The 26,848-nt window shown below is 46.1% G+C and carries 20 protein-coding genes and 1 tRNA gene; 11 read left to right on the top strand and 10 right to left on the bottom strand.

The genetic code is table 11. The annotated features are described in order from the left end of the window. Positions 1-83: 83 nt before the first annotated feature. Together nusG and DF182_RS00030 are read right to left on the bottom strand one after the other, a co-directional pair. Positions 84-584: a transcription termination/antitermination protein NusG gene (gene nusG / locus DF182_RS00020; protein WP_113613645.1), complete on the bottom strand. Its 501-nt coding sequence runs from the start codon at positions 582-584 to the stop codon at positions 84-86. Positions 585-1,773: 1,189 nt separating this feature from the next. Continuing rightward, entirely contained in the window at positions 1,774-2,073 is a 300-nt protein-coding gene (locus tag DF182_RS00030; protein ID WP_113613647.1) for a phage integrase SAM-like domain-containing protein, read from the bottom strand. A 198-nt stretch (positions 2,074-2,271) separates the two neighbouring features. On the opposite strand from DF182_RS00030, the gene DF182_RS00035 reads away from it, so the two are divergent. Together DF182_RS00035 and DF182_RS00040 are read left to right on the top strand one after the other, a co-directional pair. Next, positions 2,272-5,661 carry a T9SS type A sorting domain-containing protein gene (locus tag DF182_RS00035; RefSeq protein ID WP_113613648.1) on the top strand — a complete coding sequence of 1,130 codons (3,390 nt, stop codon included), beginning with the start codon at positions 2,272-2,274 and terminating at the stop codon, positions 5,659-5,661. A 239-nt stretch (positions 5,662-5,900) separates the two neighbouring features. Next, positions 5,901-6,149 carry a hypothetical protein gene (locus tag DF182_RS00040; protein WP_113613649.1) on the top strand — a complete coding sequence of 83 codons (249 nt, stop codon included), beginning with the start codon at positions 5,901-5,903 and terminating at the stop codon, positions 6,147-6,149. Between the two features lie 245 nt (positions 6,150-6,394). Here DF182_RS00040 and DF182_RS00045 read toward each other — a convergent pair. After that, positions 6,395-6,478: transfer RNA gene (locus tag DF182_RS00045), tRNA-Leu, on the bottom strand. 424 nt (positions 6,479-6,902) lie between these two features. On the opposite strand from DF182_RS00045, the gene DF182_RS00050 reads away from it, so the two are divergent. The 9 genes from DF182_RS00050 (at position 6,903) to DF182_RS00090 (ending at position 19,855) form a co-directional block, all read left to right on the top strand. After that, positions 6,903-7,472, top strand: a complete 570-nt coding sequence (locus tag DF182_RS00050; RefSeq protein WP_161964006.1) for an RNA polymerase sigma-70 factor — start codon at positions 6,903-6,905, stop codon at positions 7,470-7,472. Between the two features lie 24 nt (positions 7,473-7,496). Next, positions 7,497-8,630 carry a FecR family protein gene (locus DF182_RS00055; RefSeq protein WP_113613651.1) on the top strand — a complete coding sequence of 378 codons (1,134 nt, stop codon included), beginning with the start codon at positions 7,497-7,499 and terminating at the stop codon, positions 8,628-8,630. Between the two features lie 78 nt (positions 8,631-8,708). Further along, positions 8,709-12,371, top strand: coding sequence for an archease (locus DF182_RS00060; protein WP_113613652.1), 3,663 nt, complete (start codon positions 8,709-8,711; stop codon positions 12,369-12,371). A gap of 22 nt (positions 12,372-12,393) precedes the next feature. Further along, the gene (locus DF182_RS00065) at positions 12,394-13,884 is read left to right on the top strand and encodes a RagB/SusD family nutrient uptake outer membrane protein (RefSeq protein WP_113613653.1); all 1,491 of its coding nucleotides are present in this window, start codon (positions 12,394-12,396) and stop codon (positions 13,882-13,884) included. A gap of 24 nt (positions 13,885-13,908) precedes the next feature. Further along, positions 13,909-14,727 (top strand): hypothetical protein, encoded by an 819-nt coding sequence (locus tag DF182_RS00070; protein WP_113613654.1) that lies wholly within the window; start codon positions 13,909-13,911, stop codon positions 14,725-14,727. Positions 14,728-14,905: 178 nt separating this feature from the next. Further along, positions 14,906-17,080, top strand: a complete 2,175-nt coding sequence (locus tag DF182_RS00075) for a carboxy terminal-processing peptidase (RefSeq protein ID WP_161964007.1) — start codon at positions 14,906-14,908, stop codon at positions 17,078-17,080. Between the two features lie 56 nt (positions 17,081-17,136). After that, entirely contained in the window at positions 17,137-18,324 is a 1,188-nt protein-coding gene (locus DF182_RS00080) for a TlpA disulfide reductase family protein (protein WP_113613656.1), read from the top strand. Between the two features lie 81 nt (positions 18,325-18,405). Continuing rightward, positions 18,406-19,395, top strand: a complete 990-nt coding sequence (locus DF182_RS00085; protein ID WP_113613657.1) for a TlpA disulfide reductase family protein — start codon at positions 18,406-18,408, stop codon at positions 19,393-19,395. After that, positions 19,379-19,855 carry an NDR1/HIN1-like protein gene (locus tag DF182_RS00090; protein WP_113613658.1) on the top strand — a complete coding sequence of 159 codons (477 nt, stop codon included), beginning with the start codon at positions 19,379-19,381 and terminating at the stop codon, positions 19,853-19,855. Before DF182_RS00085 ends, DF182_RS00090 begins: the two co-directional genes overlap by 17 nt. Positions 19,856-19,899: 44 nt before the next feature. Here the strand turns inward: DF182_RS00090 and DF182_RS00095 are convergent, their stop codons facing one another. The 7 genes from DF182_RS00095 to DF182_RS00125 all read right to left on the bottom strand — a co-directional run bounded on the left by DF182_RS00095 (position 19,900) and on the right by DF182_RS00125 (position 26,670). Further along, on the bottom strand, positions 19,900-20,646 hold the full coding sequence (locus DF182_RS00095; RefSeq protein ID WP_113613659.1) for an ABC transporter permease: 747 nt from the start codon (positions 20,644-20,646) through the stop codon (positions 19,900-19,902). A gap of 15 nt (positions 20,647-20,661) precedes the next feature. Beyond that, a complete protein-coding gene (locus tag DF182_RS00100; RefSeq protein ID WP_113613660.1) occupies positions 20,662-21,441 on the bottom strand; it encodes an ABC transporter ATP-binding protein in 780 nt (259 codons plus the stop codon). A 161-nt stretch (positions 21,442-21,602) separates the two neighbouring features. After that, positions 21,603-22,238 carry a response regulator transcription factor gene (locus DF182_RS00105; RefSeq protein WP_113613661.1) on the bottom strand — a complete coding sequence of 212 codons (636 nt, stop codon included), beginning with the start codon at positions 22,236-22,238 and terminating at the stop codon, positions 21,603-21,605. A 2-nt stretch (positions 22,239-22,240) separates the two neighbouring features. Next, positions 22,241-23,026 (bottom strand): sensor histidine kinase, encoded by a 786-nt coding sequence (locus DF182_RS00110; protein ID WP_113613662.1) that lies wholly within the window; start codon positions 23,024-23,026, stop codon positions 22,241-22,243. Continuing rightward, the gene (locus DF182_RS00115; protein ID WP_113613663.1) at positions 22,996-23,634 is read right to left on the bottom strand and encodes a hypothetical protein; all 639 of its coding nucleotides are present in this window, start codon (positions 23,632-23,634) and stop codon (positions 22,996-22,998) included. Before DF182_RS00115 ends, DF182_RS00110 begins: the two co-directional genes overlap by 31 nt. Before the next feature lie 28 nt (positions 23,635-23,662). After that, a complete protein-coding gene (locus DF182_RS00120) occupies positions 23,663-24,199 on the bottom strand; it encodes a hypothetical protein (RefSeq protein ID WP_113613664.1) in 537 nt (178 codons plus the stop codon). A gap of 266 nt (positions 24,200-24,465) precedes the next feature. Beyond that, positions 24,466-26,670, bottom strand: a complete 2,205-nt coding sequence (locus DF182_RS00125; RefSeq protein WP_113613665.1) for a B12-binding domain-containing radical SAM protein — start codon at positions 26,668-26,670, stop codon at positions 24,466-24,468. Positions 26,671-26,848 lie beyond the last annotated feature (178 nt).

A 26,848-nucleotide genomic window follows, 5' to 3' on the forward strand; every position in this document is an offset into this window, starting at 1 on the left:
AATTGATTAAGTGCAGTATCTAATGTAAAACGGCATAGTAACGAACTTCTGAAGTTAAAATGGGCAATCGGTATTACAAACAATCATGCAACAACCCCTTGGGGCAACGTTACCAGAATATTTCTCTTCAACAAATTAACCCTGATCAATATTTTTTCTTTTCCTTCCGCCCTGATCACTTCTGCAGACAAGTCTTTCAAGGCTCCCTGCGTAATCGTCACCTGACGCCCGGGTGAATACTCTTCGGATGTAATCTCATAGGATGTACGTTCTCCTGTTATAAGTCGTATATTGTTCACTATCACTTCACTGACACGGGCAATTTGTTTTCCGAATTTGACATAATAGAGGAATCCTTCGGCTTTCATTACCTCGTAATACTTACTGATATCATCCAGGAACACAAACAGATAGGATGGAAACATAGGCATTTCGACATATCTTTTTTTACCACCCCAAATACGTAAAGAATAATTCATAGGCAAAAAGGACAGGATACTTTTAAAGTCAAGCACCGTAGCCACTTTCCGCTCATACCTTGGCCGTGTGTAAATAACGTACCATCCAGAGGGAAAACTGTTCATTTGAGGAAAATTTATTAACAAAATTGATGCATAGATTATCTTGTGGGTCAAACTTGGGTTGACAACACTTATTTATTTTTCATCATCGACTTAGTGACGATAGTTTTGGTAATATTTTGAGTGGCTAATTTTCCAATATTCAGACATCGTAAATATAGCCGTCTTATTTTGTTCAATTCACGTGCAGCCCTAAGTTTGAAAAATGGTATGCGTCAAAAATCTGTTATAAACCACTTTCACATGACGTAGTGAAAAATGCCCCTCTTTTATCGGGGTGCAGCCTGATCCAGAAAACAGTTTTGATGACACTGACAGTGCTTAATGCTATATTATACATCCCCAAACATTAGTATGAGTATTTGGCATACTTACATCTAATCTCTTTTTCAAGTGCTCTCCTATTTTTTCAAAAACTTATCGAATGATTGCTCGTGATAGTTATCGTAACAGAAACACCTGGTTGTGACAGTGTTAATATAGCAAGACATTTCATGACACAGCTATCGCTACGATTAACCGCCCTTGGGTAGCAGTTAAATTTACTCTAAACCTTGTCCTGTGGCTTATTTAACGAGTTAACCTGGGATTATCCGGTTATTAATTTTACATGAATTCTTCTTAACCAACAGCAGGAGTAATTCATGTAATATAAAAACATTAAATTATTTCTCAAAAAAAAATTTTAGTTATCCATAACGCTAATTAAATGTTTATGTTATGGTATGTTCCTTTCCTGTTACTTAAAAAAATATGCTTGTCAAGCCCCGCCAGGTTAAGCCATTGCAGTAATATTTTATTTGCGCCATCAGCACCCGGAAACTTAAATACCAGCGTGTTTTCGTTAGGTAATGAATCAAGTCGCGCACTTCTCTTTTCCAGAATCGAGCGGGCGATAGGATGAAGCGTTAGGGTTGCTGGTTGCCCTGTTTTTGACTGAATTATTCCGGTGACCAAAGTGGGCCCTTTTATTTGATCCCATGATAGTGTTTTACATCGCACCAACGAAGTCCTGTATAACAGCTAAGTATAAACGCCTCTTGTACATCCTGATTAAGGCAGGGGTAGCAAGAAGCTGTAAATATTCCTCTACTTCCAGGAGATCTTTCAATATGGTACTTGGATTATATTTTGCAGCTACTTCCTTCGATGGGCTTTTGATATAATATCTATTGCTAGCAGCATTAAGTACTCATTTGAAGCGGGTAAAGTAACCACCAGGTGTCTCACCGGTGTATTCATCTAACCAATAGCACCGAAATTCTTTGCATAAGTTTTCTGTAACCTCAATAGGAGAAATAAAATCCTTTTTCAGAAATTCTTTAAACTGCGCAAAGCTGTTGGATAGGTGCCGGTTTCCGTCCCGTTTGTTTTTCTCTACATATTCATCGTAGTAATCTAAAAAGTTAGCTTTGAATTTATGCGGTGGGATATAGGCAGATCCGATAGCCTGTTGTTCAATTGTCTTTTCATTTTTCTTTACATTTCCCAATTTACGGCACTACAGTTTTTCGGGCGGAGGTCAGGATGGAAATAGGTTATATGTATCAGTTGGTAAAATTTGGTAAAAAAAATTTTAGCTAACAGTACAGGTAAAACAATCTACCTTCCATAGCTGGATAAGTTTAATATGCAGTGTAAAAAAAACATCAATTTAAATCTATATTTGTAATGTATCTATACAGTCCCTATGAAAATATTTCTACTCCGTTTTACTCTTTTCTTATTTATTATCACCCCGTTATTTAGCCATGGCCAGGGCAGGATCAGCAGCTTTTCCGAACCGGCTCAAATGGCAGGACTCACCGAGGCCTTTCTTATAAAAGAAGACAGAGGATTTATTTATATGGCAGGCCAGGTAGGCGATACTGCCGGCAGCAGGTATCCGGTAAAAGCTATTCTTAAAATGGATCCGGATGGCAATACATTGTGGAGTTATTCCATCAATAAGGAGATGGATGGAGAATCATATAGTAATGGTAGCCCCTATAATAACGAATATGCCCGCAGTGTCATCGCATCAATGACTATGGACAGTAACTATGTTTTTGCTTATTTGTATAACTATTACACTCCGACTGCGCTCCATGAAATCCGCTGTCTTGATAAGCAAACCGGCAACCTTGTCTGGAAAGTAAGTGCTCCCGGTCAGGTACAGGTCATGAATACGACCGGTGGAAAGTACTTTGCCTACACTTACAGTAGCTACTATGGGAATAATTACACGCTCCTTGACCGTTACACCGGGAAAGCAGTGACTTCACGAACGATCCCTTCACTATCACGTTATGAGTTTGAGACCGACGGTACTGCTTACCTGTTCTATCGCGATACGATCGCCCGGTATAGTACGCCATTTCTGGATAGTAAAGTATGGGAAGTAAAGGTCGCATCAAGGTATGGTAGCATTACTAATATCAGTCCTCAGCCCGATGGAAACCTGTATTTCTTCGGGAACAACGAGAACAAGGCATTCTTCGGGCAGGTATCCAAAGCAGATGGCAGTACAGGCTGGATATCATTTCCCTCCGCTCTGCAAGATGACAGAATCACCAGTTTTAAATTCAAGAACAACAAGTTGTATGTTTCCGGTATTCATCAATACTTCGGAAGTGCTTCCACTGCATTCAATATTGTCGCTGCAGATCAGGCAAGCGGCAGTATATTGTTTAATAAGTTTTATAATGACAAGGGAGAAGCTGACTACCGGCTAGGTTCTCCTTACTTTGGGATCAATAGCGTAGATGTGGACGAGTTGGGTAACGTATATGCGTCCGGGTATGAAAATGCTGATGATTCCCGTACAGGTTCATGGGCGGTGATAAAACTCTCCCCCAATGGAAGTTTCATTTATCATAAACTAATTGATGCTGGGCAACCTAGAGCTTACCAGACACAAGGTCTAAAGACAATGGTCATCAACAACCGGGTGATACATGCCGGTAATCTGAGTATCACCGGTAAAATATGGGCCAGCCTCGTTGCGACTGACACCTCCGGAACATTTAATCCATTGTTTCAGAAGACACCATCTGTCCGCATTCAATATGGCAGTGCTGTGAAAGTGGTCCGGAATTTCTCTTCCAATGCCTATGCAGTATTGAAACAAACCGGTAACCACGCTACACTTGAATATATCAATACCATCAATGGTAACCTGATGTGGTCCAGGAAGATTAAAGGCGCTACCTATATAGAAGCAGACAGAATGGCCATTACAGCAGATCGGAAAATTGTTGTCACAACGCTGGCACATCCTGCCTCAACGGCCTTCCTGGATTACCAGAAGATACCCGACAGTATTTATATCACGCAGTATGATTCTACAGGTACTACAGTTAAAAAATATGATTATTATATCGGCGATAGGAAGGATTTCCATACTATTCAACTGTATAATTCACCTGATACCAATACTGCAGTGGTATTTTCACAGGTAGATTTCTATAATACTCCCTTATCCATACATTTCTTCAACCCTGCAAGAGCCTCTGAAAGAATTGGTGGTAGCTGGGGATATATTTCTAGTACATGGTCACCTATTCCTGGGAATCAGCAGATTCTTTTCCCTGTATCCCGGGACAGTTCCGGCATGATGCGGACAACCTTTGGTACGACCTACTCCCCATCATCCAGCTCTTACTGGTCCTTTATGTTTAATGACAATAGTCCAGCCGGTTATAAGCAAGTAGAGTGGCAAAGTACGTACGGCAACTACGCTGCACACAATCTGGCCGTTTGTGACAGTAATAGCATACTTTCCGTTGGTAAGAACGCCAATCAGCGTTATGTGATAACGCGTTACAACTACAGAAAAAAGGTGTTTGAATGGGAAGAATGGAGAGACAACGGCGCTACGATAGAACTGGCACTCACCGGTGAACAAAAGGTATACTGGGCGGGTAAAAAGGACCACTCACTTGTTATCAGACAACTGGATAGTAAGACCGGCGTTGGAACCTGGGAGAAACAGGTCGCACCAGCCGGAGACAATCAGTATTATGTACCGCTGGACCAGGCATATAACAACATCCGTCATCAGTATGTGGTTACCGGTTATATCGCTGATAGCTCCGTACTACCGGTCAGGCAACAGCCATTCTATATCATCACAGATACCACCGGTACGGTTGTTCAAAGCTGGACCAGCCCTGCAGACTATCGTCAGTTCAACCAGTTAAACAGTGTGGATATTACAGCGTTTGGCCAAACCATTATAGGAGGTTCTTTATATAAAGATCCGAACGGTCTTGCTGGTATCCTGATTGAGGCGGATTTGCCGATACTGCCACCACAGGAACAGGCCCTAACACAATGTGAAGCTACTCCGCTTACCCTTGATGCAGGTATAAACGGTACTGCCTACCAGTGGCAGATGGATAACGGCAGCGGCTATGTGAATATCATCAACAATGCGAATATAAACGGCGCCAGCAACCGACTGCTGAATATAATCAGTACACCAGCAGCATGGAATGGTTATCGCTTCCGTTGTTTGGTGGATGGTAAAAAAGATAAAATATTCAACTTAACGGTTGCTCCCAGTCCTATCGTAAGCATTACTTCCAGCGATACGCTTATTGTTGCCGGCAATAATGTCACCTTTACGGCACAGACTTCCAACGCCACCAATTATACCTATCAGTGGATGGTTAACAATGTTGATGCTGGAAACAGTAACGCGGTGTTCACACTATCTCCTGATAAAGATGTTACCGTACTGATAAAAATGACAGGAAGCCAGACTTGTAGCGGTAGTCTCACTACGGTTATCAGCAATAGTATTAAGGTACGTGTAGGTCCCAAACCGGTACCAGTACCGGACATCAATGCTGCTGTACAACCAGTTACCTACCCTAATCCGGTAACCAATACGGTAATACTGGACCTCAGCCTGGCTGATAAATGGGCGTCATTGGAAATACTGGATTTACAGGGTAACCGTAGGTTATTACTGAATGATATCAGAAACAGGAGCAAGGTCAATATTCCGGTAGCAGCATTGAATGCTGGTATCTATATTCTTAAGCTGCATGCAGAAAATGGTGTAAACAAATCAACCAGATTTGTAAAACAATAACTCTTCGTTTATGCTTATCAGTAGTCTTTATGAATATTGAAAAAAGCATATGCCCTCCCAAAGGCGCAAAGCAGCAAAGAGAATTTTTTTTGATTTCCTATTTAAATTGTTAAGGGAATGATTTCCAGGATATCCCGGAAATCATTCCCTTAACAATTTCGTCACCTTTTCTATTCTCCATCCCAATAAAATTCATACACGCATAGAATTAAGTGATGTGATAAGAGTAGGCAAAGAGAATGCGCTACCTCAGTGTATCCTGCCACTGCGGCAGGCTGCGGGAAGAAGTGAGAAAAGGTAGTAAAAAGAATTTTCTGGTAAGATTGTTAATTAAAAAATGTCAGACACAATTTGACAATGCTCAAACCCTGATGTTGGATGCCAAGATTGCCCCGGCTGAATATACTAACATCAAAAACACTCTGAGAGCGGAGATCGAAGCACAGGAACGCAGGAAGATGGAATTGGTAACTGATTATGGAGAATAGCAAAGGTACATAGACAAGGGTCGGACAATCCTTGTAAATGTAGGCTGGCACTATGAGAACGGGGATTTAGATGTCAAACAAAAAATCATTGGTTCGATATTCTCTTCAAAACTCATTTTTGATGAAAATGATTATCGAACCATGGAGCCTAACCCTATACTGGAGCTGATTGCCTTGCCAGTAAAGGATCTGGAAGTACTTAAAAAAGAAAAGGTCGAAATTACTTCCGACCTTTTCCACTTTCGTGCCCAGAACTGGATTCGAACCAGCACACCCTTGCAGGCGCTGCGACCTGAACACAGTGCGTCTACCAATTTCGCCATCTGGGCAACTGATTTTGTGTTTCAGGGCTGCAAAGATAAGCACACAAAGGATTTCACCAAATTTTTTTTGATAGAAAATAAAAAAGAAGCCATGATATTATATATTCCTGAGCATCCGGCTGACCAGCATAATTGATGAAACCCGCTCGGAACGAGGGTTACGACACGATAACACTATCCCCTATCTCATTACCCAATTCATTTCAACGTATCTCCAAAATGAAAACAATCTTGTTGCTGATAGCGATAGAAAAAAACTTCACCCTGCCTTCACCCTTTTTTAAATCTCCATTGCCTTACTCTGGAAAGTAAGAACCAGCAGACCTAATAAATTAATAGCTATTTGAAAAATAGCTGGATACCGTCGATGGAAATAATTCCGGATTTATCAATACTTTGTACTGGAAACAATGAAGATACGAAGTACACTATGCGTCAACCAGGATCTGTAGAAGCCATTTCTTTTGAAGAACAGTTCAGGCTTCACTATAAATTTTTGTGTACAATCGCTTATTACATGGTGGAGGATGAAGATGCCGCCATGGATATCGTGCAGGACTTTTTTCTCTACTGCTGGAGTAAACGCGATGTATTGCATATCACCCACAACTTCAGGAGCTACGCCGTGCGCGCCATCCGCAATGCTTCTCTCAACTACATCAGGAAATCCGGTAAAACAACATTACAGGAAGTACAGGCTATTGAGGAACTGGTAAAATATTTTCCGGGAGAAGAACAAACAGATGAGGAGAAGCGCGATGAAGCCTTGTGGGAAGCCATTGCGCGCCTGCCGGAGCAACGGAGGAAGATATTCCTGCTGAGTAATCGCGACGGACTGAAATACAAGGACATCGCCGATACCCTCGGCATCTCCATCAACACAGTAAAAACGCAGATCAAGCTGGCCTTGCAGTTCCTGAGGAAAGAATGTAAATGGATGGTAAAGGCGGCTTTACTGGTTTTATTTTTCAAAATACTGACTGCCTTCACCCTTTTTTAAAATTGTTTGCCCTTATTATAAGTTATGATGCACACAAACGACCACGATAACGATAGCCAAATAGATTGGGATAAGCTGCTGGAAGTTCTGGATGGCAACGCTGCTCCCGACACCCTCAATGAAGAGGAAATGGGCATGCTGGCTGCCGCCAGGGAAATGCATGCAAGACAACATACAGGTAGGTTCTCTGAAGATGCAGGATGGGAAAGGTTTGTAGCGGAGAGGGACCACAGAAGCGTACGCCGTATGATGATCGTCAGGCAACTCGTAGCCGCATTACTGGTGCTTACCATCGGCGCCGGCATATGGATGCTCAGCCCCTGGCGTAAACACCACAGCCACCAGCTGGCCAACCAGCTGCCCACCGGGAGCGTGAGGCTGAAACGCGCCGGCAGTGTATATATCCTCGGCAACGGTACCCAAACAATACAGCAGAACACAAACGCACAGATACAATCCGATTCATCATCCATTATCTATAACCAGGGCACCATCCAGAACGTACCGGCAAACAACGATACCCTGGAAGTTCCGAAAGGACGGCAATTCAGCCTGCAACTGTCAGACGGTACACGCGTATCATTGAATGCTTCTTCTTCACTTATTTATCCCGGTACGTTTAACGGCCATACCCGCGAAGTATATGTTACAGGAGAAGTGTTCTTTGATATCGCACCAGACATGCAACACCCATTCATCGTACATGCAGGAAAGGTTTCGATGAAGGTACTGGGTACTGCTTTCAACGTAAATACCAGCGGAACAACCGTTGTTACTACGCTCTCCAGCGGCAAACTGCTGGTCTCCGGCAACAGTAACAGCGTGGTTCTGTTGCCGGGAGAACAATCCGTTAGCGGCAGCAACGGCACACTGAGCAAACACACTGTTACCGATATCAGGTTATATACCGCCTGGAAAGATGGCGACATCTATTTCGATGATACACCGCTGTCGGACATCGCCGGTGTATTGTCAGGCAGCTATGACTACAACTTTGTATTCGACGATCCGGCAGCTGCACAGGCAAGGTTTACACTGGATACACGCAGGCCTCCGCACTTGCAGGATGTGCTCAACCTGATCAGCCAAAGCATCAACAATATTCAATTTAAAATAGACGACAAAACAGTGCACGTAACAATGAAACACAGCAAATAACACAATGTCAGCTTACCAGCATAAAAATAATACCGGCAACTGCCCGTTGCCGCTGACCAAACCATAATATCAACCGAAATGAGAAAACTAACCACACTGTCCTTCCTCAGGAAGGATGTGAAACGCTTTGTCTTGTATGGTCCCCTCCTGCTACTGCTTTTACTGTTGCAAACCGGTTCCGGCCTGTATGCACAGGATAATGCCGGCAACGAGATCCTGTCAAGAAAAATATCCTATGAAGCGAGCCATACCCCGCTGAGCAAGGTATTGAAAGACATCCGTGAGAAAACGAAGGTACGTTTCACGTACAACACGGAAGTCATCAACCGTCAACCGGCCGTGACCGTGAAAGCGGAGAACGTATCCCTGGAAACACTGCTGAAGCAAGTGCTGGCGAATACAGACCTCATCTTTTCGGTGGCCATGGAAGGAGTTGTCATCTATGAAACGGATAAAAAGCAGGCGAAACAAAAGCAGGGAGTGATCGTCTGGGGCAGGGTCACCGACCAGACCGACCACCCGCTGGCTGGTGTGAGTATTAAGGGCCTTACGAGTAAAGACATGACAGTCACCGAATCCGATGGTGCCTTCATGCTCATCGTACCAACAAATGAGCAAATCGGGTTTTCCCGCGTAGGCATGAAATCATTCGTCTACAATGCAGGCACGGCAAACAAAGGACCACAGGCGTTTAAAATGGATAGCGTTGTGCAGGTGATACAGGAAGTGGTGGTGAATGGATACCAGAAGATCGATCCTCGCTTATTCACAGGCTCAGTAACAAAACTGAGCGCCGCTGAGGTACTGCAGGCAGGCCAGCCCAGCATCGACAAAATGTTGCAGGGAAAGGTACCCGGACTGATGGTACTAAACACCTCCGGAGGCGTGAATGCCAAACCTACCTTGCGCATCAGAGGAACGGCCACCCTGCTGGGAAATGCATCTCCCCTGTGGGTGGTGGATGGCATGATACGTCCCGAACCAGTAGACATCTCCAACGCTTTGCTCAATAACCTCGTGGGTAGCACTTCCCCATCCAACTATGAGCTGATCGGTAATGCCATCAGCGGCCTTAACCCATACGACATTGAAAGCCTCACTTTCCTGAAAGATGCCGCCGCCACTGCGATCTACGGTACACGTGCCGCCAATGGCGTGATCGTGGTAACTACCAAAAGAGGCAAAGCAGGCCCTATGCAGGTATCTTACAACTCCTCCTATACCTTTCAGCAACGGCCTTCCTACAACAACCTTAACCTGATGAACTCAAAAGAGCGTATTGAGTTGTCGAATCAGTTATTGAAGGACGGTGTCGTTTTTCAGGATAACCTGAGCGGCTTCCCTGAAACCGTGTCCTATGAAGGTTTGTATCGGTCATTATACAAAAAGGATATCACCGAAGCACAGTTCCGCGACAAGGTGGCACAAATGCAAACAAGGAACACCGACTGGTTCAAGCTGCTGTTCAGAAACCAGTTCAGCATGAACCAATCGCTGAGCATGAGCGGAGGAGTCGGTAAAACGGTTTATTACGCTTCTTTTAATTATGCCGACAACAAAGGTGCTGCAAAACTCGATGGCAACAAACTATATGGCGTTAATCTGGACATCCGTACACAGATAGGAAAAAGGCTGAACATCGACCTCTCTGTTATGAGCAATTACACTACCCGTACTGGTTACTATAACGGCATTTCTCCGCTGGCCTATGCCATGCAAACCAGCCGGGCATTAAGCGCTGACGACTATTACCCGATTGCGGCCGGCCGGCCATTGCTGTACCAATACATGGATAACATGGAGGAGATAAGACCCTACCTCAATCCTCCGCTGGTTTTTAATTTTCAGAATGAAATCAATCATACGTCCAATACCACAACAGAACACACTACCAGCGCCAATTTACAGCTGGATTACAATATAGGAAAGGGCTTCACCTTCCGTAACCAGTCCTCCGCTTTTATTTCCGGAGCAGATGGTCTGACGGGATATGACCAGATGTCGTTTCAGGCCGCCAGCGAACGTGGCTGGAACTGGGGCTGGACACCTCCTGATGACCTGAACAAAGCCTCCACCTTACCTGCTGGCGGCATGGCTAATACGTTCTATCAGCGAAGCCTGATATTAAATACCAAAAACAGCATCGACTATAGCAACAGATTCTTTAATGACCGCGACCAGTTCAATTTTACGATCGGTAATGAAATAAACAGTGTAAAAAGGGAAGGTACCCTGTCCACACAGGCAGGATATTTCCCTGAAAGGGGGAAAACCTTTTTTCCTTCAGACCTGAGCCGGAAAAAGAATAACTACAACATTACAGATGGTCGCGAAAATTCTGTCGGCCTTTACAGCACAATAGGCTACAGCCTGATGGGCCGTTACACCGTGTATGGCACGATCCGGATGGATGGGTCCAACCGGTTCGGACAATACTCCAATTCAAAGTTTTTACCCAATTATGATATCTCCGCACGTTGGGATGTTTCTTCTGAAAGCTGGTTTCCAACGAATGTCATCAGCGGATTAATGATCAGATCTTCTTACGGAACACAGGGAAATGTGGTTACAGCGATAGGCCCCAACCTGGTAGCCGGATATATGGTAAACAGCGGTGTATTTAACCCTCGCACCCAGTTACCTTATCTCCACATCAAATCATTACCCTATCCTGACCTGCGCTGGGAAAAGACGTACCATTGGGATATCGGAGCAGATATGGGCCTGTTTAACAACCGCGCTAGAATAGGTTTCGACTATTATTCAAAACGCTCGGTGGATGTGCTGGACAATGTAGAGATACCGTATGAATATGGTATGAATACCATGTACAGAAACAATGGCAGCATCTATAACAAAGGGTTCGAGCTTACCCTGAACGTGACTCCTGTGAGAACGAAAAACTCGGAATTAAACCTCTCCTTTAACACCAGCAAGCAGTTCAACCAATTGTCTGACGACGTAAACCAGGGTAATTTCTATTCGCTGTTTGATGGCAACGGACACCTGCGTGGCAGGCCTATCAGCGGCTTTTACTCTTATCAATTCAAAGGGCTGAATCACGATAACGGCTTGCCTTTGTTTGATAAGCTGGACCAGAAAGTCAAAACATCCAACCCTGATGATATACTGGTATACTCAGGACAGATGCAGCCCAAACTCACATTTGGTTTCACACCATCTTTCCGCTACAGGTCATTTGCCGCAAGGGCCACGTTTGTTGTGAGCCTTGGCAGTACCAAACGTTTGAACAGTCCGTTTGTGCTGACTAGATTCGATAGTGGTGTACCAGCTCCTTTTGCCAATACACCCAGAACCTATTTTGACCGCTGGCGCCAACCAGGTGATGAATTAAAAACCAACATTCCTTCAGTGGTTGATAATCCTCCCCGCGATCAATGGGTGCATGTACCTTTTTACAGCCGGAGTTCACTATTGTCTAATTATGGCAACGATATCACTATTTCGCCAATGGAGGCTTATACGCTGTCTGATATCAGGACTGTCAGCAATGATTATATCCGCTGCACCTCACTGAGCCTGATGTACACCGTGCCGCCCCCCGTGCTGCGAGGTACAGGTATCAAAGGCCTCAACGCATCCCTTACTATAGCTAACCTGTTTAAGATTGCCAACCGCAGGTTGAATGGGCAGGATCCGGAGATCAGCGATTTTCATTCCGCCTACGGCACCTTGCCGATGACAAGAAGTTATACATTAGGCCTGTCTGCCTCTTTCTAACACAAACCTTCAATTTGCCGACATGAAAAAAATATTGCTTGTAATATCTGTAGCCTTGTGTCTGACGTCATGTAAGAAGTTTCTGGAAGAATATTCCCAGAGCGACCTGACACCTAAATTTGCAGAGGATTACGGAGAAATACTATATTCAGATGGTTACCCTTCCGGCGTAGATGCGGTCCAGTCATGGAGGGTATTTCTTGATGATGATGTGCAGTGCTATGTGGGGGGATACAATGCAAATTCTCCGGCCGAGTTCACTACAGCCTCCTCGATATACCAATGGCAACCAGATTTTGTAGCAAGGACCACCAATGCCGGGTTTACGGACAACCTCAATATCTGGGAGACCTACTACCACTGGTTGCTCGGAGCGAATGTAGTCCTGCAAAATATGGATAATGCCACAGGCGCCCAACAACTCAAAGACCAGTTCAAAGGGGAAGCCTTTGCACTGCGCGCCTTCTATCATTTTATGCTGGTGAATCTGTATGCAAAGCCATATAACGATTCCACCACTTCACCGGATAAAAGCCTGGGTATTCCTATAAGAATAACTGCTGACCTTTCTGACAAACCGGTTGTAAGAAATTCAGTGAAAGAAGTATATGATCAGATCGCGCAGGATATTGACAGCGCGACTTACCTGTTGGACAAGAACAAAACGAATCTCTCACCTTATCGCATTTCCTTTGTCGCTGCACATTTGCTGGCCAGCAGAATATATCTTTACATGGAAAAATGGGATAAGTGTATCCAGCATGCAGATGTTGTACTGGCATACCATCCCCAACTGCTGGATTACAATACCTTTGGAGGATCCTCTGATCCCAGCAACCATCCGCTGTCCGGAGCCAATAATATTGAAAGCCTCTTTACCTACGGCTCCATTAAAGATTATAGGGCTCTTGGATTCTACAATATTTACAATGTCTCACATGACCTGGCAGATTGTTTTGAAGCTAACGACCTCCGTAACATAATCTCTTTCTCTCCCACTCCGGATTTTTTAAAGCCATATTTTACACCTGACTACGGATGGCAGAAAATGGACCCTACAGTATACGGCGACGAAGGACTCGGGATATCCTGGCGGAATCCGGAGGCCTATCTCAACAGAGCAGAAGCCTATATCCAGTTATACAAGACCACTGGTGATGCAGGCGCTGCCACCAAAGCACTCAGCAGCCTGAATACGCTCCGCAGCAACAGAATAGATAGAGCCTCCTTCCAGCCATGGGGAATATACCCTGCTGCTACGCTCCTTCAAATGTGCCGCACAGAACGCAGAAGAGAGCTGTTCATGGAAGAAAATCACCGTTGGTTTGACCTCCGGCGTTATGGCATGCCATCTATCAAACACCTCTATATGCCAGACGAAGCCACCACACAGGTATACCGGTTGAAATCACATGATCCGGCATATGTGCTGCCTATCCCCGATAAGGCAATCAACCGCAATCCCGCATTAGTGCAAAATCCGATGTTTAACGGTACCAGGATGCCTGATTAAAATGTTTGATCAAAAAAATTATTTATGAGAATATATTTTCTGGTAGCGATACTTGCAATAGTAACCGCCTGCAATAAAGAAGCCACCCTTACACCAGATCCTGTACAACCCATGTACACGCTGCCACAGGGAAATCATAGCTACGACGATAGCATCGTTGCATTCCATAAAAAATATGACAGCTACATACTCTACCAATTCACGCAGTATGATTATGCCTACAACTACATAGACACAAGGACAGATTCCGCCTTCATTGCTGATCCAGCCAGCATTCCGCAGGCATTGGAGTTTCTGAAGCAACAGCTGTTCAGTTTCTATCCGGACGCTTTCCTGATGAAAACAATGCCGTTCAAGATACTCCTCGCCGGCAGTATCAGCAAGAACGGCGTACCCTCAGTACCCGCTTTGGCAGCCAGTAACAGCATGATCGCATTCGGCTATACCAACGGCACGCTCGCACAGAAAACACCCGCTGAAATAAAACAACTACGGGGATGGCTCAACAGGGCCTATATGGAAAGAGCACTCCGTGTAGGCGCTATCAACATACCAACGGATTTTTTTGACCCGATGCCACGGTACAAAAATTTGCAGGAATACAATAAATATGCAGCTGGTGTAGTGGAACCTATCAATGAGAAACTCAACATCGTCACAGACCTGTTAGGATTCATCGAACTGGCCACCGGCCATACTTACAACGAACTTACCTCCCCCGGCCATCCGCTCAGCCCGAATGTGGATGTGAACGGCATGGTGAAAAAGAGATACAATATCATGATCAGCTACTTCCAGAATATGTATGGCGTAGATCTTCAGGCTATTGGTAACATGCCTTGAAAACCCATCTCCTAATTAAAACCAATATTGATATCCCCAAAAATGAAACCTCCTCTCCGGGAGGTTTCATTTTTTTTAGGTTATTTTTTTCTCAATGTCGCTTCACCCTTTTTCCCGCTGCGATTGCCTCTTATACAGAAAACGCCTTAATTATTTATCAGCCTTAATTAGCATGAGTATGAAAATTTGCCAGGGAAAGAAGCGCCTGTTGCTGGCCGCCGCTACAGCACTCACAGGATTCGGTTCTATGGCCCAGTCACCGGCACAGGTGCGTGCAATGGACCAGGCCACTGCGACATCGCCGGCAATACCACCCGTAACAGATGTAAGTCTGCCAGGTTATCGCAGCGCCGCCATCGCCACCGCATTCAGGAAAATAAAAAAAGACCACTTCAGCCTCCGGCCCGTGGATGACAGCTACAGCAAAGAAGTATGGGAGAACTTCATCCGCATACTCGACCCCAGCAACAACATATTCCTGCAGGAAGATATCAACAGATTATCTGCTTATAAAAGCCAGGTGGATGATGAGATCAACACAGGATCCAGCACTTTTTTTGATATGGCATATGATATCTACAGCAAACGTATCAAAGAAGCCAGCGATATCTGCATGCACATCCTGCAACAACCATTCAACATGCAGCAGAAAGAATCACTGGAGATAATGTGGAAGAAAGAATGGACCTTTCCCGCTAATGAACAGGACCGTGAAGATAAATGGCGTAAATTCCTGAAATATGCCACACTGCGGCATTATATGGAAGGAGATACTGCTGCTGTAGCACAGAAAACAAGACCTTTCAATTCCGCCCTGGAAACCAAAGCGCGCGACTACGTACGCAAATGGTATGTGGAATACTTCCGCCAGTCAACAGGCAAAGACGCGATGAAAGAGAAATTCACGCAGTTCATGTCCATTGCAGTGGCAGCAGTAGATCCGCACTCCGCCTATATTGCACCGGAAGACAGATCTTTTACGGAGGCAATCACCAAACGTTACTACGGCCTCGGTTTTGAACTGGGTAACAAGGAGTCTGATTTTTTCGTGAAGAGATTGATGCCAGGCGGCCCCGCCTACAAAAGCGGTGAAATAAAAGAAAACGATGTTATCATCGCCATCAAAGACAATAAAGGAGAAATGATAGCAGTGAATGGTATGGAAGCCAACCGCGTTACCGCCATGATCCGCGGGGATAAAGGCACTGACGTGACACTGAAACTTCAGCAACCCGGAGAACAGCCCCGGACTATTACGTTGAAAAGAGGTGAAGTGATCGATACCGAAAACCGTGCAAAGAGCGCATTGATAGAGAAAAACGGAAAGAAATACGGTTACATTTACCTGCCCTCCTTCTATCTCGATCCAAATGGTGAACAAACTAAAGGCTCCGCCGGTGATGTATGGAGAGAAATAGAGAAATTGAAAGAAAATGAGATTGATGGTATGGTCATGGACCTCCGCGGCAACCCCGGTGGCTCCCTCGATGAAGTAGTAAGGATGTGCGCCGGTTTTGTGCCCGCCAGCCCTATCTCATGGCTCCGCTCAAAAGACAGCGTGCGCAGGTATACCTCTCCTGGTTTCGGACCTCTCTACGATGGCCCCCTCACCGTCATGGTGGATGAAAGCAGCGCCTCCGCATCGGAAATATTCTCCGCCGCCATGCAGGATCTCAAACGTGCTGTCATCATCGGTACTTCCAGCACCTTCGGTAAAGGCACCGCACAAAGCGGCTTTAACATAGGTAAATCAGGTAATATAGAAAAAGGCATCCCCGACACCAGCTATGGTACCCTGCGCCTCACACTGGAGAAATTCTACCGCATCACCGGTACCGCCACACAACTGAACGGCGTAACACCCGACATCATCCTGCAAAAGAGAATGTCACTGGTATCTATCATGGAAAAGGATTACAGCTCCGCACTCCCTTGCGATACGATGCAACTGCTGCCATTCGACCAGGTAAAACCGGTATGCGACTACCAGGCTGTTATTCAGAAAGCCAATGCACGCATCAACGCCAGCCCGGCATTTGCGGATATCGATAACAACATGCAACAACTGAAAACACTCCGCGAAAAAACAGCACTGCTCAACCTGGAAGATTTCAGAAAAGAATTCAATGCCGCCCGCAGCTGCGAGCAACGTATTCAGCGCGAAAAAGAACTGAATACCGGACATCTGTTGAATGTACAACCAGCACTGCTGCGCAGCATCAATCCGGCCACCATGAAAACAACACCGGGAGAAACTGCACGCTACAAAGACTGGCTGAATAAACTCAGCAAAGACATCTACATAGATCAAACCATATCAGTATTGGAAGACATGCAGGCAAACAAACAATAGCGGCCTACCCCTTCACACTTTTAACTCAAAAGCATTAACACTAAAAGCATCACATCATGATCAAAAATTCTCTTCTGTTCCTCTTTTGCGCCGGCAGCCTGAATGCACTGGCACAGAACAAACCGGTCACCTTCAATACTGATAGTACAAAGTTTGCAGAGATCACAGCAAAAATTGACAAACTGCCCAACGATACCATGGCGTACCTGTATGAACCCTATTCAGGAGAGGTAGACAGCGCCCGCATAAAAAACCATAGCTTCAAATTCAAAATGCCGATGCCTAAAGGCGGAAGCATGTATATCATAGCAATCGGAGCCGCCGGCAATAACACCAATCGTGGCGCCATCGTATATCTGGAAGATGGGAAGATGAACATCACCGGTAAAGGCGACGGCTTCCATGGTGTTCAATACAGCGGTTCTACCTGGGCCAAGGAATCAGCGGAGGTGATGAATCTGGTCTCTACTGAAGACGGTATCGGCAAAGAGTTTGAAGAAATGCACAAAAAATATAGTGCTGCGGTAGCGATTGGAGATGAAGATGCTGCTGACTCCATCAATAAAAAAGCCAGCGTGCTCCAGAACAAGATGATCGGAAGTTATAAGAAATGGATCAAAGATCACCCTAACTCCGGTTTGAGCGGCTACCTGCTGACTTGCTACATCCCATCTCAGGCCGATAAGGACACGTTGTTCAACGGTCTCGGAGAACATGCTAAAGCATCACGCATCCTGATGCGCTATAAATATCCCGGTAAAATAGATCCCACACAGGCCAGTTTCGGTCTTTCCGATGAAGCTTCAGCGGATCCTTCCAACCGTCCTAAGATAGGCGCCGATGCACCTGCATTTACACTCTCCGATGTAAACGGTAAAATGGTGTCCCTCTCCGACTTCAAAGGAAAATATGTACTGATCGATTTCTGGGCCAGCTGGTGTGGTCCCTGCAAAGGCCAGATACCTTTCCTGAAAGCGGTGAACGAAAAATACAAAGACAAAAACTTCGTACTGCTGGGCGTTTCCCTTGATTCCAAACGCGAAGCTTGGCTGAAAGCCATCGAGAAGGAAAAGCTGAACTGGCTCCATGTGTCTGAACTGAAAGGCTGGGCTGATGCCGCTGCTGCAGCTTATGGCGTTACCTACGTTCCTTCCAATGTATTAATAGGACCCGATGGAAAAGTGATTGCCCGGGATCTCTATGATGATAATATCGACAAAAAAATCTCAGCTATCCTAAAATAAAACCACTATTAAAACCCTTACGACCAGCCATGCAACGGAATAATACCGTTGCATGCGCCGTGTCGGAAAATAACGACTGTTATGAAAAACCATATTTTCAAAATAGCATTCCTGCTGCTGCTCCCCTTGCTGAGCATGGCGGAAGAGGGATTTGTGATCAGGGGAAGGATAAGCGGGGTTATCAGCGGTTCCGTTGCCATCAGCGAGTTTGTCCATCTCCGGCAGGATGAGAAAGATGATGTGTTCCCCGATAAAGCGCGTATCACGAACGGAGAGTTCTACTTTAGCGGCAAACTGGCGCATCCCGCTCTGGTAAAACTGAAAATCAGCACCCGCATGATTTTTGTGTACCTCGAAAATACCAGCTATACAATCGACTGCGCCCTGGATTCATTGTCCGGCGCACAGTTAAAAGGCGGCAAGCTGAACAACGACTGGGTAACATTCATGAATTCCCGCAAACCGTCGATAGAATTTATCAAAAAACATCCCGGCAGCGAGATATCAGCCTACCTGGCATTGAGGGACCATAGCGCCACGCTCGAAAAGGCTACTGCCGCCCACGTACTGCTCAGTCCCGAAGCACAGCACACATGGTCCGGACAGCAACTGGATGCTGCCATCGCCGCACTGAAGAAAGTGGATACCGGTATGGTATTTCCCGATCTGAAAATGACCGACACAAAGGACACTCCCTTTTCTGTTAAAAAATATGCCGGTAAAATAGTAGTGCTCGACTTCTGGGCCAGCTGGTGCGCGCCTTGCCGCGCCTATATTCCAACCCTGCGCGAACACTACAACAAATACAAAGATAAAGGCGTGCAATTCGTCAGTGTATCTGTGGACGACCACCAGGAAAAATGGCAGGAAGCCATGAAGGAGCTGAAAATGGAGTGGACGCAAACACTTGCCGACGGCGGCTTCCAGGATGGTAAAGGAGTGAAGGATGCTTTACACATCTTCTACATTCCCCACGTAATCGTGGTAGGTAAAGATGGAAAGATCGCGGCCTCTCTCGATTCTTACAAAAAAGATCAACTGGAGAAAAAACTGGATGAGTTACTTCAATAACATCAACAGATGGAGAATGTTGGGCCTCGTGCTGACAGCCGCTATGGCCTTGCAAGCCTGTACAATTTTCAGCCCTCCCGAGGCACGGCTGCCCGGCAAGCTCACAGTCAAAGTCTTCAGCATCACACCGGAAAGACCCGCGCTGGAAGTGACAGGTGTATACTACAATCCCAATAACTACGGCTTTACCTTCACCGGCGGAGAGCTTGACCTGAAGCTGGATACCTTCTACCTCGGACACGTGAAACTGGATACTGTGATGACTATCCCGGCGCATGCCACGTTCACCGTGCCGGTAGTGGTGGAACCCGATTTTACAAAGCTGGGCAACAGTGGCATCAACCTCGCCGATTCTGTACTGCTGTCGTTCTCAGGCACCATGTCCGGGAAAATCGGGAGCTTCTCTAAAAAAATTCATATTCAATATCAGGGCAAACATTTCATGGATATAGTCTTCTGACAACATCCTGCCGGCTGAATGATCTTCAGCCGGCAGGATCAATATTAATTCCATTTGAACCAACGGATGCCCAGCAGACCAAATACTACTGTATATCCCAAGCTGGCCAATAAAGCCATTGTCGTATGTTGTGTCCAGGTTTCCGGTTTGAGACTAGTGGCGACTACCTGATTCACCACACCATAGGGTGACCACTGCACGGATTCTTTCACCACGTCTCCCAGTGTGCCGAAGCTGCCCAGCATACCCACCATAATAAACAGGAAATAGACCAGTCGGGTAGTAGAATTGACAGTCTCCGGATTTTTAATCAGCCCCACAATCATCTGTCCCAGGCTCAGATAAAGCAGTCCGCCCAAAACAGCAGCAAAAAAGCCGGCCACGTAACCCATAGCAGAAAGGGTGATCTTATCTACCGCAATTCCCACAGTAAAAATCAGTAGTGTCATCACCATAATAGTGGCTATCTGCACAGTAATCCGGCTGCACATGATAGTCCAGGCGGCAACAGGGCCTACCCGTAAACGCTGAAACACACCTTTATCACGGTCACGCGCCACCGAATTGGTATATCCCAGCAGACCAATGCTGATCAACCCAATGGAGATGCTCCCGGCTATTACAAAAGCACCGCCCAGCTTATCTACCAGCCCTTTCCAGGAAACAAGAATCGCCAGCGGCACCAGCAACACCAGCCTTAGAGAACGGCGGTTACGCCATATCGTTGTAAAATCCGCCCTCAGCAAGGCAGACATAACAGTAGCAGTTTGAGGTATATTGGTAGTTTGCATGAAGTATAGTTTAGATTATGAACGGACAGCACGGCCGGTAAGACCGATGAATACATCTTCGAGCGTGATTTTACCTTTACGGGAAACACTGATCACATCCGGATCATGACGATGCGCCGCTATCAGCGCCTCCGGTGTATCAATGGCGATCACCTGGCCATGATCGATGATGGCGATACGGTCACACACCGCTTCTGCTTCTTCCATAGAGTGAGTGGTAAGGAGAACTGCATGGCCTTTAGCCCTGATAGCTTCTATACGGTCCCACAGCTGCCGCCTCGACTGCGGGTCCAGCCCGGTGGTGGGCTCGTCGAGCAGCACCAGTTTAGGATCATGAATAGTAGAGATCACCAGTGATACGCGTTGCTGCTGACCGCCAGAAAGCTGTCCGAAACGTTTGCCTGCTGAATCCTGCAGATTGATTTCTTTCAGCTTTTCCTGTACCTGTTCTGCTGTCAGCTCCAGCCCGTAAATACCGGCAAACAAACGGATGATTTCCGATACATTTAATTCCGCCTGAAAACTGGTGGATTGTAATTGCACGCCCATGTTGGCTTTGGCGTGACGGGGTTGTTCCAGGACACTGTATCCTGCTACGGAGATACGGCCGCCCTGCGGCTTTAATAAACCTTCTACGGCACTCAGTGTGCTCGTTTTGCCGGCACCGTTAGGTCCCAACAGCCCAAAAATCTCTCCGGGCTGCACAGTAAATGAAACGTTTTTCACTGCATGAAAAGGGCCATAGGTAACGCTCAGCTGGTCTACCTCCAGAATAGGCCTTTGTTGATCACTCATTGCTGACTTGATTTTGGATGAATGTAATAATCGCAATGATACTAAAACCAACAAAGGACTTACTGAAAATAAGGTGAAGGGCATATCAGCGTCGGTAAAGCGCATTCTTTTACCGGTAAAATCATGCTGCCTACAGGCTTTTAATCGGATCAGCCATTAGCTCAGAGGGATACCAGCTGGCGGCGCAGCGCTTCCAGCACCATGCCAGTACGGCTTTGTACATTCAGTTTGTGGAACAGTATTTCCCGGTAGCCGTCTACCGTTCTCTCAGAAACATTCATCTTTTGTGCGATAGCTTTATAGGTAAGGTCGCTGCAGGCCAGGCTGAGAAACTCCCTTTCCCTTTCGGTGATGGCCTCTGTTTGTTCTGCCTGCAGGATCAGCCGGCGATAGTTGACATTGGAGGCATCGTTGTGGTAGTAGCCGGAATCATGTATTTCACGGAGTGCTTTTTCCAGTTCCACCGGGTGGATATCTTTGAGCAGATAGGCGCAGCAGCCGGCTTTGAGCATAGTAATGATGGTGTTGTCATTTTCTTTCATGGACAAAGCGGCCAGGCGTATGCCGGGATATTCTTTCTGTAGCTGGGCGGTGGCTTTAGGGCCATCCATAACGGGCATGTTTACATCGAGCAGTACGATATCAGGGGGAGCAGACAATCTGGCGATTTTATCAATCAGCTCTTTTCCATTGACAGCTTCGGCCACAATACTAAAGCCTTGAAAGCCTGCTATCAGCAGGCTGAGTGATTTGAGGAATAACTGATGGTCGTCTGCGATAGCAATTTTGATGTTCATAACTAGTTTTGTTCAACGGGTAATTTTATCAGCACAGCGGTTCCTCCTGCATCCGTAACTTCCCAGTTGATAGTTCCTCCCAGTAGTTGGGTACGGTGTTGCATATTCCGGATGCCCATACCGGTGGCAGACATACCGGCTTTGTCGAAACCGGCGCCATCGTCGGCAATGATCAGTAGTAAAACCCTGTTGGCTATACGAATACTGATATCGATTACCTGTGGACGGGCATGTTTCATACAGTTTTGTATGGCCTCCTGTATAATGCGGAACAGGATGATCTGCGGTTCTGCCTGTAGCGGCAGTTCTGCCAGTTCGTGGGTAAGCTTCACCTCTATGGCGCGGCTCGCGTTGATACGGGCCACTTCGCCCTTCAGGTTGTCGATCAGGCTGAACTGGTCCAGCCACTGACGGCTAAACGATTTGGAAAGCGCGCGCAGGTGATGAATGGCAGTGCTGAGGGTCTCTTCCGCGATCTTCAATGTTTCCGGTGCTTCGGTTAGGTTACGCTGGGTAACATTAATCAGTAATTTGGTGCTGGTTAACAACTGGCCTATATCATCATGCAGCTCCTGTCCCAGATGAGCAAAGGTTTCTTCCTGCATTTCTATCTGGGACCACATCAATTGTTTATCATACTCTTCTTTCATTAATTTAAGCTGATGAAGGTAAGCCTGTTGTTTTTTCTTATAGTTGATGACTGCCGCAACCACTACCAGTCCCATAATGGTAAATAGTAAGGTAATGAGTACTACAGCTACGAAGAAATCCTGTTTGACCGGAAGCATATGATGCTTTTTATCAGCATAATATACAACAGGTAATTGGATAATGAATTTAAAATTGCAAAAAGCTGTTTTGCCGACCGCGCATCACTGGCCAATAAAAGATTATAAAAGCCATTAACACACATAGAACCGGCGAAATAAAAGAAAAAGGCCAGGGTAAGCCAGAAATCTGGGTGCCGGAATATAGATGCCTCACTGTTTGGGGTGATAGAAAAAAAGGACAAAAGGCACCAGCATATGACGAGGAAACTCTCAATGGTGATATTAATACCAGGGAAATAACGCCATCCGTTAAAACCAAAACTATATACAAGTGACACCGCTCCGAACACGAATATTGAAATCCACATCAGTAACCGCCATCGCTCGTCTTTGATCCCTGATCGCAAAATAATTGTTATGAGACTATATTCCAGCACCACAAAAAAGTGGTAGACAATAAAGAAACGGTCACTGCGCTTTCCGATCAGCTCTACCACTACTTCTGATAATATCGACACTGCCAGCAACACCGCCAGGGGCTTCACCTGCGCATATTGCAAGTGAAACAGGCTGATAGCAAAACAAAGCAGCAACATCACATAATATCCATAGATCCAGGCGTTCATCGGCGCAGCAAAATTTTTTAATTAGTTACTATAAATCTTCTGGTGTAGCGGCTCCAAACGGATGCCCGCTAGCTTTCAGGGCTGCAAACAAAGCTTCCAATGGCTGGTTGGTTTCACCACCATTACCTCTTTCTTCCGCTCCCGGATCTCCAGGACCATCCCAGAGTTTACCCGTCTGGGCTTTTTCCATCAACGCATCATAACCGATCGGTTTACGGTTGATGTCCAACCCATGCGCCAGCAGACTGATTTTTTCGTCTGCATCCGGAATAGCAAAGTTGAAGCGGACATACTCACAACCCTGCTGGCCGAGCAACCTGAAGAGAGAGGCCTTGCTGAATTCAATACCGTACACTCCCTGAAAAAAATCGTTTACCTCATCATTGTTCTTAAGGTAATTGAAAAAATGATATAACATTCCGTAAAAAGCACTCACAGTGACAGGCATTCCCGAAGTACTCGGATTACCGGTAAAGGGCATGTGGGAGTTGATAGGTATAGTAGTATCTTTCAGATACCCGTGGTTATCAGCGGTGTAACCGGTGACCATCATTTTGTCGCTCATGTTGTTGTATTTAGTTTAGGGCAAATATTCAACTTTTTTCTTATGCCTTATACCGGGGTTTTCCCCGGGGTCTTCACCGGGATAATTCCTACAGAAAGTTAAATTAAAACAGATAAAGATATAATATAATGTAAATATTTATTTTATGGGAGATGGGGATGTTGAAGACTTTATGTCGGGGTTGACCAATAATCAAATAGCGGCAGTGGTATCACAACAGGTGATACCACGTAAAAATATCCGGATGGCGCCTCTGCCACCACAGGCTACAGCTTCAGCAGCCCTGATCTGTACAGCGTATTCACTGGCTTATTATCCCAGAACAGTTCAAAATCCTCCAGGCCTGCCGCCTCATAACTATCCTTCACTTCCTGCAGCGTAAGGATTTTGGGATTGGACACCTTCGCCTCATCCAGCAGCTTAGCCAGCCATTCGCCCTGTGAAGGCTCCACACTGATGTTCATTTTTTCCTTCTTATTCTGGAAAGTAATAGAAGCCACTTCCCAGGTATTACCCTTTTTGGATTTGGTGATGGTTTCTACCACAGGCTGTTTACCAAGGTATACTATTCTCGAAGTAGGCTTCACCGTACCGATTTCTTCCTCCTGCAACGCCTTGCTGATAAAATCCGGTGCTACGGAGGTTTTGGGGACTTTAAACTCAAACCATTTGGATAGTGGATAGTCCAGGCAGGTGCCATGCATATAATTGAGCAGGGACTTTTTCAGTCCGTAGCTGAAACTCTCGTGATCGGCGCCGGTAGGATCGATATGCATGATATCATTGTTGGCAAAGGTGCCGGTTTCTTCTGTTTCCTTTTGCACCTTAAATTTAGCAGGGTCCTTCCCTACCGGGCTGTGTGCGGTCATTGTAAACTGATGCCAGAACGCGGATTGTAAGATCCCTGCTTCAAACATCTGCCGCACCATTTCCAGCGAATCGATCGTCTCTTGTGCAGTCTGTGTTGGGAAGCCGTACATCAGGTAAGCATGCACCATGATACCTGCTTCTGTAAAATGGCGGTTCACTCTGGCCACCTGGGCTACGGTGATACCTTTCTGAATCAGGCCCAGCAGGCGGTCAGACGCCACTTCCAGCCCACCGGACACGGCGATGCAGCCCGAAGCTTTGAGCAGCAGACAGAGATCGCGGGTAAAACTTTTTTCAAAACGGATATTGGTCCACCAGGTGACGGTGAGTTTGCGCCGGATGATTTCCAGTGCCAGCGCCCGCATCAGCGCCGGCGGCGCAGCCTCGTCCACAAAGTGAAAGCCGTTCTCTCCGGTTTGCGCTATGATGGTTTCCATGCGGTCGCACAACAGAGATGCGGCTATGGGCTCATACACGCGGATATAATCCAGTGAGATATCACAGAAAGTACATTTACCCCAATAGCAGCCATGCGCCATGGTGAGCTTGTTCCAGCGGCCATCGCTCCAGAGGCTGTGCATGGGGTTCACCACTTCTATAGCAGATACATAATGGTCCAGCAGCAGATCACTGTAATCGGGTGTGCCTACCTGGCTCTGCTTGTAATCATGGCAGGATGGATTATTGATATAGGTCACTTTCCCGTCCTGGAGCAGGAACGTGCGTTTCAGCTCTTCCACATTTTTCTCACCGTTGATGAATGCCACCAGGGTTTCTATGGGAGCTTCTCCATCATCGAGCGTGATAAAATCGATAAACTCAAACACATGGGGATCGCTGAGCGAACGCAGCTCGGTATTCGGGAAACCACCGCCCATGGCTATTTTCACCTGCGGATAATGTTGTTTGATCCATTGCCCGCAGCGGAAAGCGGCGTACAGATTGCCCGGGAATGGCACCGAAATAGCCACCATAGCAGGTTGTATGCTTTCCATCCTTTCAGCCAGCAATGCTGTCAGAATATGATCAATATAAGTATACCCCACATGCAGGGCATCATACAGTTCGTCAAAAGAGTTGGCTGAGCGGCTCAGGCGTTCTGCATAACGGCTGAAGCCAAAATGCGGGTCTACACATTCCATGATCAGGTCCGACAGGTCTTCCAGATACATCGTGGCCAGATGTTTGGCCCGGTCCTGCATGCCCATGGAGCCGAAGGCCCAGTGCAGATCATCCAGCTGCGCAAAGCGCGATGCTTCCGGCAAAAAATCCCGCTTGCTGATCTGATGCGCCAGCGTAGGGTTTTTCCCCTGTAAAAACAGAATCACCGCATCAATGGTATTCACATAATCCTCCTGCAGGGCAATGATCCTTGCCGCATTTTCAGACAAAGCCGTGGCCGGCGGTTCAGCCTCTATGCTGGCAAACAACTGCTGTAATCCCTGTTTGGAAAATAATGCCAGCGTCACTTCTATGCCCAGGTCTGCCTGAAAGGCTTTGATCCCCTTGGTATTCAGGAACCCTTTCAGGTAAGCAGTGGCCGGATAAGGCGTGTTCAGCTGTGTAAATGGCGGCGTTATTAAAAAAACAGAATTATTCAAGTCAGATTGTTTAAACCGCAAAAATAGGTCATATTAATGAAAGATAGCAGGATTGCGGTTGTAGGCATCAAAAGCAATTAGTCTACAAAAATTATAGACTTTTATTTGGAAATATAAAAAGCCGCTCCTATCTTTGCTTCACCACCAACAACAAAGCCACCAATCATTAGTTTATCCA

Source organism: Chitinophaga flava (genome assembly GCF_003308995.1).
GTDB classification, from domain to species: Bacteria; Bacteroidota; Bacteroidia; order Chitinophagales; family Chitinophagaceae; genus Chitinophaga; species Chitinophaga flava.

What these genes read in the sequence shown, in the direction of transcription:
- nusG (WP_113613645.1), bottom strand. Translation starts at nt 584, where the DNA reads ATGAACAGTTTTCCCTCTGGATGGTACGTTATTTACACACGGCCAAGG.
- DF182_RS00035 (WP_113613648.1), top strand. Translation starts at nt 2,272, where the DNA reads ATGAAAATATTTCTACTCCGTTTTACTCTTTTCTTATTTATTATCACC.
- DF182_RS00040 (WP_113613649.1), top strand. Translation starts at nt 5,901, where the DNA reads ATGCGCTACCTCAGTGTATCCTGCCACTGCGGCAGGCTGCGGGAAGAA.
- DF182_RS00050 (WP_161964006.1), top strand. Translation starts at nt 6,903, where the DNA reads ATGCGTCAACCAGGATCTGTAGAAGCCATTTCTTTTGAAGAACAGTTC.
- DF182_RS00055 (WP_113613651.1), top strand. Translation starts at nt 7,497, where the DNA reads ATGATGCACACAAACGACCACGATAACGATAGCCAAATAGATTGGGAT.
- DF182_RS00060 (WP_113613652.1), top strand. Translation starts at nt 8,709, where the DNA reads ATGAGAAAACTAACCACACTGTCCTTCCTCAGGAAGGATGTGAAACGC.
- DF182_RS00065 (WP_113613653.1), top strand. Translation starts at nt 12,394, where the DNA reads ATGAAAAAAATATTGCTTGTAATATCTGTAGCCTTGTGTCTGACGTCA.
- DF182_RS00070 (WP_113613654.1), top strand. Translation starts at nt 13,909, where the DNA reads ATGAGAATATATTTTCTGGTAGCGATACTTGCAATAGTAACCGCCTGC.
- DF182_RS00075 (WP_161964007.1), top strand. Translation starts at nt 14,906, where the DNA reads ATGAAAATTTGCCAGGGAAAGAAGCGCCTGTTGCTGGCCGCCGCTACA.
- DF182_RS00080 (WP_113613656.1), top strand. Translation starts at nt 17,137, where the DNA reads ATGATCAAAAATTCTCTTCTGTTCCTCTTTTGCGCCGGCAGCCTGAAT.
- DF182_RS00085 (WP_113613657.1), top strand. Translation starts at nt 18,406, where the DNA reads ATGAAAAACCATATTTTCAAAATAGCATTCCTGCTGCTGCTCCCCTTG.
- DF182_RS00090 (WP_113613658.1), top strand. Translation starts at nt 19,379, where the DNA reads ATGAGTTACTTCAATAACATCAACAGATGGAGAATGTTGGGCCTCGTG.
- DF182_RS00095 (WP_113613659.1), bottom strand. Translation starts at nt 20,646, where the DNA reads ATGCAAACTACCAATATACCTCAAACTGCTACTGTTATGTCTGCCTTG.
- DF182_RS00100 (WP_113613660.1), bottom strand. Translation starts at nt 21,441, where the DNA reads ATGAGTGATCAACAAAGGCCTATTCTGGAGGTAGACCAGCTGAGCGTT.
- DF182_RS00105 (WP_113613661.1), bottom strand. Translation starts at nt 22,238, where the DNA reads ATGAACATCAAAATTGCTATCGCAGACGACCATCAGTTATTCCTCAAA.
- DF182_RS00110 (WP_113613662.1), bottom strand. Translation starts at nt 23,026, where the DNA reads ATGCTTCCGGTCAAACAGGATTTCTTCGTAGCTGTAGTACTCATTACC.
- DF182_RS00115 (WP_113613663.1), bottom strand. Translation starts at nt 23,634, where the DNA reads ATGAACGCCTGGATCTATGGATATTATGTGATGTTGCTGCTTTGTTTT.
- DF182_RS00120 (WP_113613664.1), bottom strand. Translation starts at nt 24,199, where the DNA reads ATGAGCGACAAAATGATGGTCACCGGTTACACCGCTGATAACCACGGG.